General features: G+C 61.7%; 18 protein-coding genes. 8 read left to right on the top strand and 10 right to left on the bottom strand.

Annotated features, from left to right (window positions below; translation table 11 throughout):
• Positions 1–288: 288 nt before the first annotated feature.
• The 3 genes from KJS47_RS18335 to KJS47_RS18325 all read left to right on the top strand — a co-directional run bounded on the left by KJS47_RS18335 (position 289) and on the right by KJS47_RS18325 (position 2,688).
• Positions 289–786 (top strand): SRPBCC family protein, encoded by a 498-nt coding sequence (locus KJS47_RS18335; protein ID WP_213526520.1) that lies wholly within the window; start codon positions 289–291, stop codon positions 784–786.
• 229 nt (positions 787–1,015) lie between these two features.
• On the top strand, positions 1,016–1,189 hold the full coding sequence (locus KJS47_RS18330; protein WP_213526519.1) for a hypothetical protein: 174 nt from the start codon (positions 1,016–1,018) through the stop codon (positions 1,187–1,189).
• 269 nt (positions 1,190–1,458) lie between these two features.
• Positions 1,459–2,688, top strand: coding sequence for a YsnF/AvaK domain-containing protein (locus KJS47_RS18325; protein ID WP_213526518.1), 1,230 nt, complete (start codon positions 1,459–1,461; stop codon positions 2,686–2,688).
• Between the two features lie 106 nt (positions 2,689–2,794).
• Here the strand turns inward: KJS47_RS18325 and KJS47_RS18320 are convergent, their stop codons facing one another.
• Positions 2,795–3,418 carry a DUF3298 and DUF4163 domain-containing protein gene (locus tag KJS47_RS18320; protein WP_213526517.1) on the bottom strand — a complete coding sequence of 208 codons (624 nt, stop codon included), beginning with the start codon at positions 3,416–3,418 and terminating at the stop codon, positions 2,795–2,797.
• Positions 3,419–3,572: 154 nt separating this feature from the next.
• Here KJS47_RS18320 and KJS47_RS18315 point away from each other — a divergent pair, with 154 nt between their 5' ends.
• A complete protein-coding gene (locus tag KJS47_RS18315) occupies positions 3,573–4,607 on the top strand; it encodes an agmatine deiminase family protein (protein ID WP_213526516.1) in 1,035 nt (344 codons plus the stop codon).
• Between the two features lie 102 nt (positions 4,608–4,709).
• Positions 4,710–5,585 (top strand): N-carbamoylputrescine amidase, encoded by an 876-nt coding sequence (aguB, locus tag KJS47_RS18310; RefSeq protein WP_213526515.1) that lies wholly within the window; start codon positions 4,710–4,712, stop codon positions 5,583–5,585.
• 84 nt (positions 5,586–5,669) lie between these two features.
• Here the strand turns inward: aguB and KJS47_RS18305 are convergent, their stop codons facing one another.
• From KJS47_RS18305 to KJS47_RS18265, 9 genes are all read right to left on the bottom strand, one after another.
• Positions 5,670–6,929, bottom strand: coding sequence for an MFS transporter (locus KJS47_RS18305; RefSeq protein WP_213526514.1), 1,260 nt, complete (start codon positions 6,927–6,929; stop codon positions 5,670–5,672).
• Between the two features lie 18 nt (positions 6,930–6,947).
• Positions 6,948–7,586, bottom strand: a complete 639-nt coding sequence (locus KJS47_RS18300; RefSeq protein ID WP_213526513.1) for a TetR/AcrR family transcriptional regulator — start codon at positions 7,584–7,586, stop codon at positions 6,948–6,950.
• A 116-nt stretch (positions 7,587–7,702) separates the two neighbouring features.
• On the bottom strand, positions 7,703–8,194 hold the full coding sequence (locus KJS47_RS18295; RefSeq protein ID WP_213526512.1) for a glutathione peroxidase: 492 nt from the start codon (positions 8,192–8,194) through the stop codon (positions 7,703–7,705).
• A gap of 179 nt (positions 8,195–8,373) precedes the next feature.
• Positions 8,374–8,892: a cupin domain-containing protein gene (locus KJS47_RS18290; protein WP_213526511.1), complete on the bottom strand. Its 519-nt coding sequence runs from the start codon at positions 8,890–8,892 to the stop codon at positions 8,374–8,376.
• A 183-nt stretch (positions 8,893–9,075) separates the two neighbouring features.
• Positions 9,076–9,255: a CsbD family protein gene (locus tag KJS47_RS18285; protein ID WP_213526510.1), complete on the bottom strand. Its 180-nt coding sequence runs from the start codon at positions 9,253–9,255 to the stop codon at positions 9,076–9,078.
• 360 nt (positions 9,256–9,615) lie between these two features.
• Positions 9,616–10,212 (bottom strand): copper amine oxidase N-terminal domain-containing protein, encoded by a 597-nt coding sequence (locus tag KJS47_RS18280; RefSeq protein ID WP_213526509.1) that lies wholly within the window; start codon positions 10,210–10,212, stop codon positions 9,616–9,618.
• A 158-nt stretch (positions 10,213–10,370) separates the two neighbouring features.
• Positions 10,371–11,888 (bottom strand): succinyl-CoA:acetate CoA-transferase ScpC, encoded by a 1,518-nt coding sequence (scpC, locus tag KJS47_RS18275; RefSeq protein WP_213526508.1) that lies wholly within the window; start codon positions 11,886–11,888, stop codon positions 10,371–10,373.
• Between the two features lie 236 nt (positions 11,889–12,124).
• Entirely contained in the window at positions 12,125–12,772 is a 648-nt protein-coding gene (locus KJS47_RS18270; RefSeq protein ID WP_213526507.1) for a LytTR family DNA-binding domain-containing protein, read from the bottom strand.
• Between the two features lie 603 nt (positions 12,773–13,375).
• The gene (locus KJS47_RS18265; RefSeq protein ID WP_213526506.1) at positions 13,376–14,281 is read right to left on the bottom strand and encodes an SDR family oxidoreductase; all 906 of its coding nucleotides are present in this window, start codon (positions 14,279–14,281) and stop codon (positions 13,376–13,378) included.
• 180 nt (positions 14,282–14,461) lie between these two features.
• On the opposite strand from KJS47_RS18265, the gene KJS47_RS18260 reads away from it, so the two are divergent.
• The 3 genes from KJS47_RS18260 to KJS47_RS18250 all read left to right on the top strand — a co-directional run bounded on the left by KJS47_RS18260 (position 14,462) and on the right by KJS47_RS18250 (position 18,482).
• Positions 14,462–14,764, top strand: coding sequence for a phasin family protein (locus KJS47_RS18260; RefSeq protein ID WP_213526505.1), 303 nt, complete (start codon positions 14,462–14,464; stop codon positions 14,762–14,764).
• A 2-nt stretch (positions 14,765–14,766) separates the two neighbouring features.
• Positions 14,767–16,443, top strand: coding sequence for an ABC1 kinase family protein (locus KJS47_RS18255; protein ID WP_213526504.1), 1,677 nt, complete (start codon positions 14,767–14,769; stop codon positions 16,441–16,443).
• A 290-nt stretch (positions 16,444–16,733) separates the two neighbouring features.
• Positions 16,734–18,482 carry an ABC transporter ATP-binding protein gene (locus KJS47_RS18250; RefSeq protein ID WP_249716530.1) on the top strand — a complete coding sequence of 583 codons (1,749 nt, stop codon included), beginning with the start codon at positions 16,734–16,736 and terminating at the stop codon, positions 18,480–18,482.
• Positions 18,483–18,511 lie beyond the last annotated feature (29 nt).

The raw sequence follows: 18,511 nt of genomic DNA, 5'->3' as shown, positions 1-18,511 counted from the left end.
TGCCGTTTCCAAGTATACGGATGACCTCTCAAACCCTGCCAAACGCCCGTAGGCCTCGCGCTGCTTAGCTCTGCCAGTGGCCTTCCGCGAGAAAGTCCTCCATCGAATCCGACTTACTCTCCGCTCCCCCACATTAAGTGCCACATCCAATGCCCCGACAAATGGCCCATCGAACGTCCCATCCAATGCCTATCCACTCCCACAGCAGCCCCGCTATAAAAATCGCAATCAAAAGTATCCAATGCGGTTATTAACTAGACAACGGAAAAACGGGAGAGGGGGAGAGGAATGGAACGGTACCGGTTGGTCACGACTTGGAAGCTGGAGGCCGCGCGGGAGGAAATCTGGGAGCTGCTGACAGGCAGGCCGGAGAGGAATGAATGGAAGGGCGTCACGATCCGTCGGCTCGCCGGCGAAGGACCGGCGGCTATCGGTACGCGATACGAGTCCGTATTCCGCACCCGCCTCGGGTACAAGCTCGCTTTCCTGTCGACCATCGTGCGGATGGAGCGCCCTGCGCTGCTGGAGATCCGGGCGAGCGGGCATTTGGAAGGGACGGGAAGCTGCAGCCTGACGCAGGAAGGTGACGCCACCGTGCTGCGGTACGAGTGGGAGGTGTGCACCAAGAAGCGCTGGATGAACGCGCTGGCGCCGCTCCTGCGCCCGGCCTTTCTATGGAACCACGAGCAGGTCATGCAGGAAGGGGCCGCCGCTCTGTCCCGGCGCCTGGGTGTCCGGCTGGTCTCCCTCGCCCCCGGCCTGACCGCCGGCCGTCCGAACGGGTAGCGTCAGCCGGCGGCTGGTTCATACGATTGTCATATCTGTTCGCTCTATAAGTGAAAAATATCACATTGTTCGGCCGTGTGCCGCTGGTATGCTTTATCCTATAGGAAGCCGGTCGACCCGATCCGGCAAGAACCGTACGCCGTGGCTGGCGAATTCAGCCGTGTGCCGGCTGGCTGCCTGAACCGAGCGGACCCATGAAAGGCCTGCTGGGAATAAGGAGGACCTACCCATGAACGACCTTCATACGATTATCACCCGCAACCTGGCCCAATATTGCTATCCGTGCCGCAAATCGGATGAATGCGCTACAGAGGACAGCTGCATCGCATGCTGGCTGGAGAACGGCCTGCTCCTGGACGATCCGAAGCTCGAGGAGGAAGTGCGTCGGCTGCTGAAAGTATAGCGCCGCTCAGACAGGAGCAGCTCAGCTCCACGGAGCGAAGCCGGCAGGGCAGAGGGACAGGGTCCTAATGGCGTCGCAGCAAACCCGTGCAGATGCCTTTTTATCAAATGAAAATCCGTTCAGACGATGGGCGCTTCCTTGCAAGCTTGAGGAATAGCGCTCCTTTTGCTTGCGTTTAAAAGAAGAATCAACGGGTAAAAAAGAAGAGGCACTTGTCCCATATTCCTACCAACCAGAGAGTTTGCAGAAACTTAAAGGAGGCAGTGACGATGGAAAACAAAAAAATTGTAGGCGTCTTTGATACCGAACATGAAGCGACCCAGGCGATTGAGGAACTGAAGCGCCAAGGCTTCTCGACCGATGATATTTCCGTGATCGCGAAGAATAAAGGAGACGTATCGAATATCAGTGACGAAACCGGCACGAAAGCGCCCGAGGGGGTAGCCACCGGCGCGGCGACCGGCGGCTTGCTGGGCGGCTTGACGGGGCTGCTCGCCGGCATCGGCGCTCTGGCGATTCCGGGCATCGGCCCGATCGTCGCGGCCGGCCCGATCGCAGCTACCCTGACGGGAGCGGCGGTGGGAGCGGGAACGGGCGGCCTGGTAGGCGGCCTCGTCGGCCTCGGCATTCCGGAGGAGGAGGCCAAGCATTACGAATCCTATGTGAACGACGGCAAAATCCTCGTCATGGTCGATTCGGATGCGAGCCGCGACCGCGGCGTCTACAGCGCCTTCCGGCAGAACCATTCGCTGAACGCGTCGATGTATGACGACGAGCCGGCGGATAGAGAACACCTCGCCCGAGGAGAGCAACTCACCGGCACGCAGACCGATGTGACCTCACGGGAGCGGCTCGACCACAGCAGCCGCCTCGACGATGGCAGACTGGACGACGACCGTTCGGACCGCTCGCTCCGTCTGCGTGAGGAGCGGCTCGATGTAGACAAGGAGCGGGTTCAGACAGGGGAAGTCACCGTCCATAAGGATGTCGTAGAGGAGGAGAAGACGATTAACGTTCCGGTCACCCGGGAAGAAGTCGTCATCGAACGGCATAGCGTACGGGACGGCGAAACGGACGGAGCGCCGATCGGGGAGGACGAGACGATCCGGATTCCGGTCAGCGAGGAACGGGTCGACGTGGACAAGCACCAGGTCGTGACCGGTGAAGTGTCCATCGGCAAGCGCGAGGTTCGCGACACCGAACAGGTGCACGATACGGTGAAGCGCGAAGAGGCTCACGTCGAGCGGTCCGGCGACGCCCGGATGACCGGCTCGGGGGCGGGCAGCCCGGAGTTTGAAGCTCGCCGGGAAGGAGAGGCCCCGCTAAAGGATTCGGCGAAGGACAAGGGTCTCTACGGCGGCACGCGGCCGACAGCGGACGGCAGCCTGGATTACAACGGGACCGGGTTCCAGGATAATCCGGACTATGTGGAGGAGCAGAACGACGCGGAGCGCGAGAAGCTTTCGGGCGAAATCCGCGACCGTTACACGAGCCGCTGACGGCAAGCCGGCGGCCGAACGATACAGGAAAGAAGCCGATCCGTTAGGCGCCACGCCGGCGGGTCGGCTCTTCTTTCGTTTCTGGGCTCCGCTCCAATCCATACGTTCAGGCAATGTCGACCGCCAAGGTGGAGAGAGGCCCGGGATCGGCATAGAGAGACTGGAGGTCGTAGACGGAGATAGGGAACATGGGGAAACCGACGTAGTAGGGCGTAATTTCGTACAGCTCAAAGTAGACGACGAGCGCTTTGTCTGCCAGATAGAACGACTGGTCCGGGCGAATCGCCGTGAACCCGTTCAGGAGAGGGAGGTCCCGCCGCTTGATCTGGGCGGCGATCAGAGCCGAGATCGCCCCGACATAATCGGCGCCCGGCTTGAACAGCTCCGCCAGCGTGTAGACGCGGCCGGTGGCATTGTCGAACGTCAGCGACTTGGCGGCGGTGAAGCCGTGGGCCATCGGGGCCGAATAGGCCGAATTGGACAAGAGGAAGCTGAGCAGGCCGCGCTCGTTGGTCTTCACCTCAAAATGCCCGTCCATCACTTGCAGCGTGCCGCTCTGCGTCTGGCGCTGCTTGTCGATCAATCGGTTCGTCTCGAGGCGCAGCGTGCGGTTGATAGCCGCCTGCGCAGGGGCATGCGCCAGTCCGCTGACCACCGGCGTGTCGATGCGTATCACGCCGGCATGGTAAGGATGCACCTGCACGAGGGCAGGCCGCTGGTAAACCGTCATCGGCCGTCCGCCTTTCTGTCGGGAATGAAGATGCTTCTTTCTAGCCTATGCACCGCGGGGCGGCCGGAGACGCGGGGGACGGGGCCGCTCATTGAGAGACGGGGGCTTTTGGTATATGATGTAGGAAACCCTAGATAAAGTGAGAGATGCCTGCATGTATCCACGTGAGTTGAAGTTTTCCATGCCCGCCGAATGGGCTCCGCATACAAGAACGCTGATTTCCTGGCCCGTCCAGGATTCGATGGTTTACCCGGAGGATTATGAAGCCGTCTGCCAAGGCTACGCCGAGACGATCCGGGCGATCGCCGAATTCGAGCCGGTGGCCGTCGTCGTGAACCCTGACGACCTGGAGCTGGCCCGCCGTCATATCGGAGAGGGCGAACGGATCGAATTCCTGCAGATTCCGCATAACGATGCCTGGCTGCGGGACAACGGTCCGACGTTCGTCGCCACTCCCGAGGGTGAAGTGGCCGGCATCAACTGGCAGTTCAACGCATGGGGCGGCAAGTATTCGCCCTGGGATCTCGACGACGCCGTCGCGCCGCAGCTGCTCGAGCATTACGGCATCCGCCGCTTCGACGCTCCCCTCATCCTTGAGGGCGGCTCGATACATTCGGATGGCGAGGGGACAATACTGACGACCCGCGAATGCCTCCTGAATCCGAATCGCAACAAGGGGATGAGCCAGGAGCAGATCGAGGAGGAGCTCGCGCGCTACTTGAGCGCCCGCCGGGTTATCTGGCTGAACAACGGCCTGTTCGGCGACGAGACGGACGGGCATGTCGACAACGTCGCCTGCTTCGCCGCTCCCGGCAAGGTGCTGATGCAGGTGTGCGACGACCCGGAGGACGAGAACTACGCGATTACCCAGGAGAACCTGGCTATCCTGCGAGAAGCGACAGACGCCGAGGGGCGGCCGATCGAGGTGCTCCCGATCCAGCAGCCGCCCAAAACCTTTTACAAGGGCAAGCGGCTCACCCTCAGCTACTTGAACTTCTACTTCGTCAACGGCGGGATCATCCTGCCGGTGTTCGGAGGAGAGGCGGCTGAAACCGACCGTCTAGCCGAGGAGGCGCTGCAGCGGGCGTTCCCTAACCTGCGCATCCGTACGGTGAACGGGATGGCGATCATCCGCGAGGGCGGCAACGTGCACTGCACGACGCAGCAGATGGCGGCTGGCGCGCGCTAGAGCTTTTCCAGCAATTCGTATGCTGACGGCAGCCGCTTGGGCGGGTAGGATAGAAGGGCATGTGCCCGATTACGCATTTACCGAGAAAGAAGGGATACGCTAATGAGAAAGGTAACGGTGGCAGCCACCCAGATGAGCTGCTCCTGCGATATAGAAGAGAACATTGCGAAGGCGGACAAGCTCGTCCGTGAGGCAGCGGCCCGCGGGGCGCAGATTATTCTGCTCCAGGAGCTGTTCGAGACGCCGTACTTCTGCCAGAAGGAGAAGGCGGATTATTACGTCTACGCGACCGAGCTGGAGGAGAACCGGGCGATCAACCATTTTCGCAAGGTTGCCAAGGAGCTGCAGGTCGTCCTGCCGATCAGCTTCTACGAGAAGAAAAACTACGCCCGCTACAACTCGCTGGCCGTCATCGACGCGGACGGCGAGGTGCTCGGCCGGTACCGCAAAAGCCATATCCCGGACGGTCCGGGCTATGAGGAGAAATTCTACTTCAACCCTGGCGACACGGGCTTCCAGGTGTGGAAAACCCGCTACGCCAAGATCGGCGTAGGCATCTGCTGGGACCAGTGGTACCCCGAGTCCGCCCGCTGCATGGCGCTTATGGGCGCCGAGCTGCTGTTCTACCCGACGGCGATTGGCTCCGAGCCGCAGGACACCTCGATCGACTCCAAGGATCACTGGCAGATGTGCATGCGCGGTCATGCCGCCTCCAACCTGATGCCGGTCATCGCCTCGAACCGGATTGGCCTCGAGGAGGATGAGGAGTCCTCTATCACGTTCTACGGCTCGTCGTTTATTGCCGGGCCACAGGGCAACCTGGTGGAGGAAGCTGGACGCGACGAGGAGACCGTGCTGGTTGCCGAGTTCGATCTCGATCAGCTGGAGACCCAGCGGATCGAGTGGGGCATCTTCCGCGATCGGCGGCCGGATCTGTACAAGATCATCACGTCGTATGACGGCGAGCGGATGGTCTAAGGAACGAACAATAAACCCGGAAGGGCTCTCCGCGAGAGCCTTTCCGGGTTTTCTTATGCCGTCGCGTGCATCCGGCCGCCCGGATCACCCTTCAACGGCGGCACACGCCGCGGCCGCCGTCCGGCGGACGAGCGAGGGGAGGACGAGCCAGTAATAGAGGCAGGCCGCAAGGATGCAGAGGCCGAGCAGCGTGTACAGCAGGCCGATTGTTAGATAAGCGGGATAGGCAACAGCAATGAGGCCGAGGGCGAGCGACTGGCCCAGCATAAGCAGCGGCTCCATCCATGCGTTGACGCGTCCCATGCTGCCCGGGTCGACGAGCTCGGGCACCCAGCCGCCGAGGACGACGTTGACAGGAGCGATAACGACGCCCACGATGAGCACGATCGACAGATACAGCCACATGTCGCCGATCAGGCCGAGGACGATGGACAGAACGCCCGACAGGAGAAGGCCGCCGATCAGCACCGCATGCTTGGAGGTTGACTTGATCAGCAGGGAGGCGAGCGCGCTGCCGATCAGGAAGCCGATCCCGAGGAACACGGTGATAAGCGAGGCGTACAGCTCGTAATGGTCCGGGCTCAGCTTGTATTTCATCGTGAACAGCGGCAGCACCGCGAACACGCCGTCGATCGCCCCGAACAGGAAATAGCCGAGGATGATCGCGAGCAGAAGGGCGTTCCGGCGGATGATGACCCACCCTTGACCAAAATCGGCCGAAATAGCGCGTAAACGCAGCTGTCGGAGGCGTATAGGGCCGTTCGGCTGCCGGACCTCGGGGGAGAATCGGCAGAGGGCGATGAGAAGGCCGGAGACGACGAAGCTGGCGGCGTCGATGAGGAGCGCGCCTTGGATGCCGAGGAAGTGATAGGCGGCCGAGCCGAGCCCCATGCCGAACAGCATGAACAGGCCTCCGACCATCTGGTTCAGCCCAGCGGCTTCCACATACTGGCCGGTGCCGAGAACGCCCTGCAGCAGCCCCATCTGGGCAGGGCCAAAAAATTTCGCGACCGCGCTGCGCAGGAAGAGCAGCACGAAGGCGGTGGCGATCCAATCGAGCGATACGGCGGCGATCAAGAGCAGCGTGCAGGCGGCCCGGATCCAGTCGCTGTAGGCGGCGATTTTCTTGCGGTCGAGCCGGTCCGCGAAGACGCCGGTGAACAGGAAGACGGCTAGCGCCGGCAGTGCGTACATGAGCTCCGCCAGCGTCGCATAGAACGGGCGGGTGCTGAACCGGTCGAGCAGATAGAAGGCGAACGCCATCGTGCCGACGACCGTGCCGAGCTGCGAGGTGAAGTTCGCGAGGAACAAGCGGGTAAAGGCGGGATTTTTGAACAGCTGCATAGAGGTGGACTCCTTCTCTTAATGTGAGGATGACGAGGCCGGGCGGGAGACGCCCAGCAGGGTGCCGAGATAGGCGAGCAGCGCGTCAATCTGCACCGCGGCCGCGGATTCCTCGGCACCGACCGCCAGCACGTGCATGTGGATGCCATCTATCTGGGAAGCGGCGATCCGGGCGATCTGGCCGGTCTCGAGCGTCGGACGAAACTCTCCTTTGTCGACACCGCTCTGCAAGAGAGCGGTGAGCTCGCGGATCGACCGCCGGTAGCGGAGGCGCAGCAGCTCCTGCCGCCGTTCGTTGCGCCAGCCGGTCAGGAAGAATTCGTAGAAGGCGGGAATGACCGTCTCCGAGAGGGAGGCGAGCTCCCGCTTCCCCTCTTCCATCCACAGCTCGAGCAGCTTCCAGACACTGCCCGTCTGGTCGCCGAGCTGCCGAATCCGGACGGCGTTCTCCTGGTCGAGCTTCTCCATCATCGCCACGAAGATCTCCTCCTTCGTCTGGTAGTAGAGGTAGATCCAGCCGCGGCTCATAGCGGCCTCCTCGACAATATCCTTCATCGTCGCCGGCTCGTAGCCTTTGCGCGCAAAGACGCGCTCCGCCGCCTCCAGAATTTGCAGCCGCCGCTGCTCCTTGTGTTCGTCCGATACTTTGGGGGACACGCTCTTCACCTTCCTTATCCGAACAATCTATAATCTGAACAAAAATGAACCACGTGTCACTTATAATAATGACACGCGGTTCATTTTGCAAGAAAAATTTGGCTGGCGCTTCAAAATCAGCCGGTCCGGTTCTCGACAAGCTCGGCAATCCGGCCTTCAAGCTGCTCAGGCTTATCCGTGGGCGCATACCGTTTGACGACGCGGCCGTCCCGGTCCACGAGAAATTTGGTGAAGTTCCATTTGATCGCCTTCGTGCCGAACGCACCCTTCGCCTCTTGGGTCAAATAGCGGAAGAGAGGGTGGGCGTTCGGTCCGTTGACGTCGATCTTGGCGAACATGGGGAAGGTCACGCCGTAGTTCAGCTGGCACGTCTCAGCGATCTCGCTGTTATCGTTCAGCTCTTGGTTCAGGAATTGGCCGCACGGAAAGCCGAGCACCGCGAAGCCCTTCTCCCGGTACCGGTCGTAGAGCTTCTGCAGCCCCGTCAGCTGAGGGGTGAAGCCGCATTTGGTAGCCGTGTTCACGATCAGGAGTACCTGGCCCCGGTAGGGGGCCAGCGTCTCCTCCTCTCCGCGGATCGTGGTCACTTCGAACTCGTATAGGGACATGGCGGGATCGCTCCATTCGTATGAAATAGGGATGCCTTCATCGTAGGCGGGAGCCCGCAGCGCTGTCAAACGATTCCGCGGGTACCAAGGTCCCCTCGGGGGGAAGCGTTGCGCGCCTATAAGCGGCGCCAGCGGTACGAATCGGGAGGCCGGGCGGGAGAGGGCGCCCCTGTGCCCGCTCATTCCCCGCCCGGAAGCTCCGCCCAGGCGCGGATGAGCGGCCCGTTCGCCCCCTCGACCGGGTCCGTGCTTGGCGGCGGCACCCGGCGGATCTCCTCCAGCACGGCCGGCCGTTCGCCCGCCTTGCCGGTATGGAGATTGTACTCCATACCGCCGGGATAGGCGCCGGCCACCTCGAAGTCAGCCGAAGCGCTGAGCTTCTTGTGCCCGGTTCCGGCCGGGAGCACGAGGACGTCTCCGGCCTTCACCTCAAGTTCTTTGCCCTGTTCGCCGCCCAGCTGAAGCACGGCAGAGCCCGCCGTGACGGCGAGCGCCTCGTGGGTATTGCTGTGGTAGTGATGGTAGTCGAAGACGCCGCCTGTCCAGCTGTTCCCCCAGCCATTGCTCCGAAAGACCTGCTCGGCTTCGCCGGCCCTGCCCTTGAGAGCGCCGGGGAGCAGCACGACCGGCAGGGTCGGGTGATTGGGAATCACGCCGTCGTCATAGAACCGGTACAGTCTGGCTTCCGTCTGCTGCATAGAATCTCCTCCTGTCCTTGCTTATTGTGTCCTCGGCCCCGCCGCCTGCCGTCCCCAGAGCAGATCAGCCGGGTCGCGTGCAAGCCGTCAAGCAGCAAAACTCCCGCAAGCGGCGTCGGCCGCCCGCGGGAGTGTGTGGTTAGCGTTATGGGGGCCGGGCGTCCATGAGCCGCGGCGAACGGACTAGTCGTTGTCCTTCATTTCGCCGATCTTCTCTTGGGCCTCGCCCTTCAGCTTGTCCTTCTTGCCGTCCCACTGAAGAGAGTGGTTGTCCGTGGCGTTGCCGATCTGGTCCTTGACTTCACCCTTTGCCTTGTTCACGCCGCCTTTGATTTTATCGCCAAGTCCGTTATGATCTGTCATCGTCTAACCTCTCCTTTCGAAATTGAGGATGTCTATTCTTACCCGATTCGCAAAGGGGCTAAACAATCGGACTCGACGAGGGCGAAAGAGGCGGAAGCGGCAGATCTTTGGCCCTTAGCGACAAGTTGCCCCTCCTAGATAGGGGAGGCGTCTGCCTGCGGAAGAAGCAGCGGACAGGCGTAGAACGGCAAGACGCCCTTCCCCGAAGGGAGAGGCGTCCGCCGGCGGAAGCGGGTGCAGCTCTCTAGCGCGCAGCGACAAAAACGCCACTCCCAAATGGGAGTGACGCTTCCGGCGTAAGCAGCCGCGGATGGCAGGACGGCGCGAGCGGTCTCCTGCACTTCCCTCCTACGGCTCGTCTTAGCGGCCTGTCGTCCAGCTGTAGCTGTCGGCGCGGTCCTGATGCCGCTCGTCCCGCAGCACGTCGCCGAAGAAGGCGATCGGCACGTACGTGACGCTGTCCTTCAGAACGGGAGCCGCGCCGAGCGGAGCGGGAGCCATCTTGCCGAAGGCGTAGGCGTCCGAGCCGATGTAGATGCCGCTCCAGACAGCGCCGCGGATCACGTCCACGCTCTGCGTGTCCCCATGCCAGACTACCTGGTAGCCGAGCGCCTCGGCGATGGCGCGCAGCGGCACCATCAAGAGGCCGTCCTGGAGATAAGGCGAACTGCCGGCGAGATCGACGGGCTTGCCGTCAACCAGGAAGCGGGTGGGCAGCTCCGAGCCGGCCGGCATGCGGGTCGTTCCGACTACCTCGCCCGCTTCGTTATAGACAGGGAAGACGGGAAGCATGGACTCGTCCGGGGCGTTTGCACTGATCGGAACGGCCTGAATAGGCGCGCTGATCGGCACGGCCTGCACGGGTGCGGCAGGCTCCGGGCTTGCCGCATAAGCGGCGGAGGCGGAGAACGAGAGAGCGGTAACGAGAGCGGCGGTTAGTAGAGTAGATTTAGTCATGAGGCTTGTCTCCTTTGCGAGTATCGTGTTGGATGGACGGGGTGGCCCGCAGGCGGCCCCATCTCTAACACCGACGGGAGAGGGCTGGAAAATGTTGCACATACACAAAAAAGCCCCGCCGTCCGGCGGGGCAAAGCTGTCGCTAAATTCAAATCGGCTTAGACGTGGGCGAGCTCCTGCTGCAGCATCGTGCCGTTCTGCTCCAGGTTGATATGCCAGGAGAGCGCCTTGGCCAGCAAATGCGGCGTTTGGCCGCCGCGCTTCAGCGCTTCCTCGTAATACTCCCGAAGCTGCGGCCGGTACATCGGATGGGCGCAGCGCTCGATAATGAGCGGAGCCCGTTCTCTCGGCGCCAGGCCGCGCAGATCGGCGTAGCCCTGCTCGGTGACGAGAATATCGACGTCGTGCTCCGTATGGTCAACGTGGGAGACGAACGGCACGATGCTCGAGATCGAGCCGCCCTTGGCGATCGACTTGGTCACGAAGATCGACAGCCTTGCGTTGCGGGCGAAGTCGCCCGAGCCGCCGATTCCGTTCATCATTTTGCTGCCCAGGACATGGGTGGAGTTCACATTGCCGTAGATGTCGGCCTCGAGCGCCGTATTGATCGCGATGATGCCGAGCCGGCGGATAATCTCCGGATGGTTCGACATTTCCTGCGAGCGGAGGACGAGACGGTCGCGGTACTTGTCCATATTCGGGAACACCTCGTCCATCTTGGCGCGGGAGAGCGTAATCGAGCAGCCCGAGGCGAAGCGGACCTTGCCGGAGTCGAGCAGGTCGAACACCGAATCCTGGAGCACCTCCGAATAGACCTCGAGATCGGTGAAATCCGATTCCAGCAGACCGTACATGACGGCGTTAGCGACCGAGCCGATGCCGGCCTGCAGCGGCGCCAGATTGGCGGGCAATCGGCCGGCGCGAATCTCGGCGCGCAGGCAGTCGATGAGGTGACGGGCCATCGTAGCCGTCTCCTCGTCCGGCGGCACAATCTTGGAGGGCGAGTCCTCCTGGTTCGTCAGGACGATCGCCTTGATCTTGTCCAGATCGACAGGGATGCCCGGGACGCCGATGCGGTCGCCTACCTTGGTGAGCGGAATCGGCTGACGCGAGCCCTGCGGACCCGGCTCGTACACGTCGTGGACGCCCTCGAGTCCCAGAGGCTGAGCCAGGTTGAGCTCGACGATGACCGCCTTGGCTTTCTGGACGAAAATCGCCGAGTTGCCGACGGACGTCGTCGGGATGAGATACCCGTCCTCCGTGATCGCGATCGCTTCGATAATCGCGAAGTCGATTGGCTGCAGCACGTCCGCCCGGACGAGCTCCGCCGTGTGGGACAGATGCTGGTCGACGAACAGCATGCCACCCTTGTTGATCTCGGCGCGCATCGTGTTGTCCACCTGGAACGGCAGCCGTTTGTTCACAATGCCCGCTTCGGCCATCAGCCGGTCCACATCGGACCCAAGCGAGGCGCCTGTATATACATTCACTTTGAATTTTCGCTGGTTGGCTTGCTTTGCTAGGGCGGTGGGGACTGCTTTGGCGTCTCCCGCCCGCGTAAACCCGCTGAGACCAAGCGTCATGCCGTCTTGGATCATGGAGGCGGCCGTATCGGACGAAACAATGCGCTCTTTTAGACGAGAATCTCTGAGGATGCTGGAAGCGCCATCATTCATGGATATCCATCCTTTGCAATGGGTTTACGCCAGTTTAACAAATTCACCGAATGTTCACATTCTGCTTTGCGCAAAAGGCGGGAAATCGGGAACGAAGCAGGCAAAACACGACATGAAGACAATTGGCGAGCACTTCCATATTCTCCCGAAAGCGGCAAAAATGGACGGAGAAGACCCCCCCCCGGCAGGAATATCCATTCACGAATTAGAAAGCCCCGCTCGCTACGGGAGCGTCCTTAGAACCCGAGAAGCTTGCGGAAATGCCCGGCGTACGTCTGGCTGACGGGCACGCGGGACTTGTCCTTCATGATCAGTTGGAGCGTCGAGTGAAAGTCCGGCAAAATCTCCGCGATCTGATGGACGTTGACGATGAACGCCCGGTGGCACCGCACGAATGTATGGGCGGGCAGAAGCTCCTCCAGCTCGGACAGGCTCGCCCGGTGAATGCCGGTGCCGCGCTCGGAGAGGACCTTGGTCTTGCGGTTGTCCGCTTCGAGCACCAGAATCTCCTCGTGGGGCACGGGAAGCCAGCGGTCTTCGGTGCGGATGGTGAGCAGGGGCGGAGAGGAGGTCGGCATCGAGGGCAGGATCGCCGTGACGCACCCCTGCGGCACACCGTTGTCCACGATCGGGACGGCCATCCCGTAATAAGGCACGCCGAGGACGCTGCCGTCGATGCGCTCGCTGACGTTTTGCCGGACGATCAGCGCCTTGTGCGAAGCGGAGCCTTCGCGGATCCGGTCGCCGGGACGGATCTTCAGGTCAATCCGCCGGCTCGGCTGATAGTAGAGGTAGCGCTGGGCGTCGGTGACGGCGATCGACGTATCGGACGGCACGAGCCCCCGCACAACCTCCATGAGAGTAGAAACGGTTCTTGCATCCATGTTTGGATCCCCCCGTTGCGATAGCGTATAGCTTGTTTAGTCTACTTAAATTATATACCGTTTGCTTGTAAGCAACAATTCCACTTGCAGGAAGGCGTTGCTAGCAAGAAGAGCGCATGCGGAAAGGCAGTTGCTTGCAGTATGACCTGCTAGTCGATACTCGCCTAAACAGATCCTCTTCTTGAACTGTCTATGTTATTGAAGGGAAGTAACCCCATTAAAATAAGTTCAGACTAACAAGGAGGTAATCAGCATTCTTAAAACAATTGGTTTATCGTTGTACAGCATATTCACTTCATTACTACTATTCCGAGTAATAATGCGCAAAGGAATAAACAAAAATCTCAAAGAGAATACCATTCTTTTGGTATCTTCCTCAATCATCATAAGTGTTACTGAGGTTTCGAATCCAATCAAGTTGTCCTTCTTATTTCTTGAATTAATACTGCTTATTATTTTAGTAACTTTGTCTATTAGGAATAAAAAATAAAAGTCGTTGTGTTAGTTGTAGAGACCGGACGGCCCGGCAGGCGGCGAGGAGTTCAGCCGCTTCCGGCGCGCAGCCGCCGCCGTCCCGCGTCCCGCCGTCCGCGATGTCCGCGCCTACGAGCTGATATAGTCGCCTCCGTTCACATGCATCGTCTCCCCGGTCACGTACCGGGAGTCGTCGCTCGCCAGATACACGTAGGCGGGAGCCAGCTCGAACGGCTGCCCGGCCCGCTTCATCGGCGTATCCGTGCCGAACATCGCCACCCGCTCCGCGGAAAAGCTGGACGGGATAAGCGGCGTCCAGATCGGTCCAGGCGCGACGGCATTGACGCGGATGCCCTGCTCCACGAGCGACAGGGCAAGCGAGCGGGTGAAGCTGACGACGGCGCCCTTGGTCGCAGAATAATCGAGCAGCGTCGGCTCGCCGCGGTAAGCGGTGATAGAAGCGGTGTTGACGATGGAGGCGCCCGCTTTCAGATAGGGAAGCGCAGCTTGGGTCATGAAGAAGAACGAGAAGATGTTGGTGCGGAACGTCTGCTCCAGCTGCTCCTCGGTAATATCGGTCAGCCGCTGCTGCGGATATTGGACGCCAATGTTGTTGACGAGGACGTCCAGCCGTCCGAATGTCTCAACCGTCTGCTCGACGACCGCCGAGCAGGCGGCTTTGGTCCGGAGATCGGTACGGATCGCCAGACAGCGGCGTCCGAGCTGCTCGATCCGCGCTCTCGTCGCTTCCGCGTCGATCTCCTCGTACAGGTAAGCGATAACCACGTCCGCCCCTTCCTTGGCGAAGGCGATCGCGGCCGCGCGCCCGATGCCGCTGTCGCCCCCCGTCACAATCGCGACGCGGTCCTGCAGCTTGCGGCTTCCGACATAGCCGGGATTCTCAAAGATCGGCGGCGGAACCATCACGTATTCCAGCCCCGGCTGGCGGTCCTGATGCTGGGGCGGGAAGGCGACCGGCTTTCCTTCGCATTCCGTTTTTTTTCCGTAATACGGGTAGATCGGATAGGGACTCATGCGGGTTTCCTCCTTGGACCTCGGGCGGCAGCCCAGAACTTCTATTGGTCTCACCATATTCAGCGGCCGGCGATCGGTGCCGCCGGTTCCCGCGCTGCAGCCGAATTGTTCCGCAGGTGGGTAAACCTATACCAGTTGGGGGTAAATATAGAGGAGACTTTAATGAAGGAGGGAACCTGCATGAGCGATCTATTGAGAAAAGCAATCTCGCTCGGCCTCGGCATTACGGCCGTCAGCCGGGAGAAGGTGCAGCAATTCGTCGACGAGCTGGTCGTCAAGGGGGAGCTCGGCCAAAGCGAGGCGAAAGAGATGGCGAACAAGCTGATCGCCCGCGGCGAGGAGCACCAGGGCGAACTTAAGCGGATGGTCCAGGAGCAGGTGCGGAAGCTGCTGGCAGAGTTTGACGTGGCGACCAAGCAGGATCTTAGGGAGCTCGAGCAGAGGCTCACCTCTGCGCCCGACCGCCTGCCGCCGGCGGACTAGCAATGGCATTCAAGCTCCGGCACACGAACCGGTACCGGGAGATCGCCGTCGCTCTCGTGCGGCACGGCTTCGGCTACGTCGTGGAGGAGATGGGGCTGCTCAGCGTGCTGTCGCTGCCGCGCAAGTGGCTGCGCCGCAAGAGCTCCCAGCCGGACGGCAAGACGCTCGGCGAGCGCATCCGCCTCGTGCTCGAGGAGCTCGGTCCGACGTTCATCAAGCTCGGACAGCTGTCGAGCACGCGGGAGGATCTGCTGCCTCCCGAGATCATCGGCGAGCTGAAGAAGCTGCAGGACCGGGTGCCGCCGTTTCCGATGGAGGAGGTGCGGGCCATCCTCGAGGAGGAGCTGGGACGGCCGATGGATGAGCTGTTCGCGGAGTTCGGCGAGACGCCGCTCGCCGCGGCCTCCATCGGGCAGGTACATAAGGCGGTGCTGCTTACCGGCGAGTCGGTTGCGGTCAAGGTGCAGCGGCCGCTGGTCGATGAGATCGCCCGGCTCGACCTGGACATCCTTGAAGACTTCGCGGCGCTGGCGGAGCGCCGGCTCGACTGGGCGGCCCGGTACCAGATCCGGACGGTTGTGGCCGAGCTGGCCCGCTCGATGCGGGAGGAGCTCGATTACAGCCGCGAGGGACGCAATGCCGAGCGGCTAGCCCGGGGAGCAGCGGTCGCCCGGGACATCCGGATTCCGGACGTTCACTGGACGCATTCGACGTCCAAGGTGCTGACGCTGGACTATGTCGGGGGCATTACGCTCGGCCAGCCCGAGCAGCTCCGGGAGCGGGGACACGACCTGAAACGGACGGCGGAGCGGCTCGTCAATGTCATCCTCCGCCAAGTGTTCGTGGACGGCGCCTTCCATGCCGACCCCCATCCCGGCAACGTGCTTGTGCTGCCCGACGGGACGCTCGCCTTCGTCGACTTCGGCCTGGTCGGGCGGCTGGACGAAGAGCTGCGCGACCAGCTTGGCCAGCTGCTCATCGCTCTCATGCGCCAGGACAGCGCCGGGGTCGCCCGGTCGATTCTGCGCCTCGGCATGGTCTCCGAGGACAGGGATACGACGGCGCTCCGCCGCGACCTCGATCTGCTGAGGGAACAATACTACGACGTCCCGTTCGCCCAGATGAGCCTCGGCAAGGCGCTCGGCGACCTGTTTGCCCTCGCGAACCGGCACCGCATCTCGATGCCCACCGATCTCACCCTGCTCGGCAAGACGCTGCTCACGGTCGAGGGGGTGGCCGAGGCGCTCGATCCGGAGCTCAGCATCCTGAAGCTGGCCGAGCCGCTCGGCCGGAAGCTGCTGAAGGACCGGCTGCATCCGCACCAGATGCAGAAGCGCTGGTGGCGGCGGCTGACGGGCTACGCCGATACGCTGATCAGCTTTCCGCAGCAGCTGAGCCAGCTGACCAAGCAGCTGCGCACCGGGCAGCTCAAGGTCGAGATTGGGATCCCGGAGATCGAGCTGCTGCTTCGCAAGCTGGACCAGGTCAGCAACCGGATCTCCATCAGCATTGTGCTCTTATCCTTCAGTATTATTATGGTCGGCCTCATCATCGCTTCCTCGGTCGGCAACGTGCCGGCGCTCGTGCTGCATTTTCCGGTGATCGAGATCGGCTCGGCGGTGGCCGGACTCATGCTCCTATGGCTGCTTTATTCCATCTTCAAGACCGGCCGGTTCTAACGGAGAACCCGTGGGGCAGCCGTTCCGCCATCGATTATCCTTCTCGGAGGCAGGGAGGCTTCCCGGTGAGCCAGGCCACCCGCTGCTAAGCTTTCCCGTCTCGGCTCCGTCTCTTGAACGCCCCCTTGGTGCCAGCCGGATTCTGCAGGATGCGGCAACAGCCCCTTTGGGGGCTTTTTTTGTCCGAGCCATGCCTAAAAAAGGAAAAAGCTAGTGACTTTTCTCCCCTATAGGAGTAAATTAGTTAGTAGGCTAATTAAATGTCCGGAACATGGGATGGAGGGCTCGCTATGTTGAAAAAATACATACGCAAGTATTGGAAGCTGTTCCTGGTCGCGGTCGCCTTCCTGACGGTCGAGGCGGTGTGTGATCTGCTGCTGCCGACCATCATGTCGCATGTCATCGACGAGGGGGTAGCGCAGAATCGGATGGATTACGTGCTGCGGACGGGCAGTTACATGCTGCTCGTCACCGGCATCGGCGCGCTGGCCGCGACGATGCGGAACATCATCGCGAGCAACGTGTCCCAGAGGTTCGGGGCCGAGCTGCGGAGCGACCTGTTCAAGAAGATCCAGTCGCTCTCGTTCGACGGCATCGACCGGTTTGACCGCGCCTCGCTCGTCACCCGGCTGACGAACGACGTAACGCAGGTGCAGAACTTTACGAACGGCCTGATGCGCATCTTCGTCAAAGCGCCGCTCGTCTGCGTCGGCAGTCTGATCATGGCGACGCGGCTCAATCCGCCGCTGTCCGTCGTCCTCGCGGTCGTCGTGCCGATCGTCGCCATTCTGATCGTCTTCAATATGCGGATCGGATTCCCGTTCTTCCTGCGGGTGCAAAGAGCCCTTGACCGCGTCAACGGCAATATCCGCGAGTACCTGTCGGGCGTCAGGGTGGTCAAAGCATTCAACCGCTTCGATTACGAAGTCGACAAATTCGCGGTATCAAACGCCGAGCTGCAGGCGAGATCGGTAAATGCGAGCCGGGTGGTGGCAGTCTTCAGTCCGACCATCTCGCTCACCGTCAACATCGGCATCATCGCGGTGCTGTGGATCGGCGGCCTGCGGGTCGACGGCGGACAAATGCAGGTCGGGCACATCATCGCCTTCATCAACTACATGACGCAGATTCTATTCTCGCTCCTTATGATCTCGAACGTGTTCAATATGTTCGTGCGGGCCAAGGCGTCGGCCGGCCGGGTCGGCGAGGTGTTCGCTCAGGACAACACAATGAAGTGGAGCGAGGAGCGGACTCAGGCGGATATCCCCGCGGAGGCACGCGGCCGGGTCGACTTTGAACGCGTGTCGTTCTCCTACGAGGGAGCGGCGGGCGAGCCGGTGCTGAAGGAGATTACCTTCTCCTGCCTGCCGGGCGAGACGGTCGGCCTCATCGGCTCTACCGGCTCGGGCAAGACGACGCTGATCAGCCTTATCCCCCGCTTCTACGACGCAGCCGCGGGTACGGTCCGGGTGAACGGGCAGGACGTGCGGGACATCGACCCGCACAAGCTGCGCGAGACGATCGCCATCGTCCCGCAGAAGACGGTGCTGTTCACCGGCACGGTCGCGGACAATCTCCGGTGGGGCAAGGAGGACGCGACGCAGGAGGAGATGGAGCAGGCGGCCCGGATGGCCGAAGCGCACGACTTCATCGCCGCTTCGCCGGAGGGCTACGGCTCCCGGATCGGCCAGGGCGGCGTCAATTTCTCGGGCGGCCAGAAGCAGCGCCTGTCCATCGCGCGGGCGCTCGTCCGGCAGCCGGAGATCCTCATCCTCGACGACTGCACGAGCGCGGTCGACGTCGCCACGGAGGCGAGGATCAAGGAAGCGCTCAAAACGTATGCGCAGGGGCTGACGTGCCTCCTGATCGCCCAGCGGATCACCTCGGTCATGGACGCGGACCGGATCGTCGTCCTCGAGGACGGCGCCGTCGTCGGTACCGGCACCCACGAAGAGCTGCTGCGCGATTGCCTCGTCTACCAGGAGATCTTCCGCTCCCAAATCGGAAAGGAGATGCAGCCGAATGCCACAGCCAACTGATCGGAACCAGGGAGCCTCCCAGCAGTCCG

Source organism: Paenibacillus sp. J31TS4, from assembly GCF_018403265.1.
GTDB lineage: Bacteria > Bacillota > Bacilli > Paenibacillales > NBRC-103111 > J31TS4.
The sequence above is the reverse complement of the archived record's forward strand: the minus strand, read 5'-3'. Positions and strand labels throughout refer to the sequence as shown.

What these genes read in the sequence shown, in the direction of transcription:
- KJS47_RS18335 (WP_213526520.1), top strand. Translation starts at nt 289, where the DNA reads ATGGAACGGTACCGGTTGGTCACGACTTGGAAGCTGGAGGCCGCGCGG.
- KJS47_RS18315 (WP_213526516.1), top strand. Translation starts at nt 3,573, where the DNA reads ATGTATCCACGTGAGTTGAAGTTTTCCATGCCCGCCGAATGGGCTCCG.
- KJS47_RS18250 (WP_249716530.1), top strand. Translation starts at nt 16,734, where the DNA reads ATGTTGAAAAAATACATACGCAAGTATTGGAAGCTGTTCCTGGTCGCG.
- KJS47_RS18290 (WP_213526511.1), bottom strand. Translation starts at nt 8,892, where the DNA reads ATGCAGCAGACGGAAGCCAGACTGTACCGGTTCTATGACGACGGCGTG.
- KJS47_RS18260 (WP_213526505.1), top strand. Translation starts at nt 14,462, where the DNA reads ATGAGCGATCTATTGAGAAAAGCAATCTCGCTCGGCCTCGGCATTACG.
- KJS47_RS18285 (WP_213526510.1), bottom strand. Translation starts at nt 9,255, where the DNA reads ATGACAGATCATAACGGACTTGGCGATAAAATCAAAGGCGGCGTGAAC.
- KJS47_RS18305 (WP_213526514.1), bottom strand. Translation starts at nt 6,929, where the DNA reads ATGCAGCTGTTCAAAAATCCCGCCTTTACCCGCTTGTTCCTCGCGAAC.
- KJS47_RS18295 (WP_213526512.1), bottom strand. Translation starts at nt 8,194, where the DNA reads ATGTCCCTATACGAGTTCGAAGTGACCACGATCCGCGGAGAGGAGGAG.
- KJS47_RS18320 (WP_213526517.1), bottom strand. Translation starts at nt 3,418, where the DNA reads ATGACGGTTTACCAGCGGCCTGCCCTCGTGCAGGTGCATCCTTACCAT.
- KJS47_RS18265 (WP_213526506.1), bottom strand. Translation starts at nt 14,281, where the DNA reads ATGAGTCCCTATCCGATCTACCCGTATTACGGAAAAAAAACGGAATGC.
- aguB (WP_213526515.1), top strand. Translation starts at nt 4,710, where the DNA reads ATGAGAAAGGTAACGGTGGCAGCCACCCAGATGAGCTGCTCCTGCGAT.
- KJS47_RS18280 (WP_213526509.1), bottom strand. Translation starts at nt 10,212, where the DNA reads ATGACTAAATCTACTCTACTAACCGCCGCTCTCGTTACCGCTCTCTCG.
- KJS47_RS18330 (WP_213526519.1), top strand. Translation starts at nt 1,016, where the DNA reads ATGAACGACCTTCATACGATTATCACCCGCAACCTGGCCCAATATTGC.
- scpC (WP_213526508.1), bottom strand. Translation starts at nt 11,888, where the DNA reads ATGAATGATGGCGCTTCCAGCATCCTCAGAGATTCTCGTCTAAAAGAG.
- KJS47_RS18325 (WP_213526518.1), top strand. Translation starts at nt 1,459, where the DNA reads ATGGAAAACAAAAAAATTGTAGGCGTCTTTGATACCGAACATGAAGCG.
- KJS47_RS18255 (WP_213526504.1), top strand. Translation starts at nt 14,767, where the DNA reads ATGGCATTCAAGCTCCGGCACACGAACCGGTACCGGGAGATCGCCGTC.
- KJS47_RS18270 (WP_213526507.1), bottom strand. Translation starts at nt 12,772, where the DNA reads ATGGATGCAAGAACCGTTTCTACTCTCATGGAGGTTGTGCGGGGGCTC.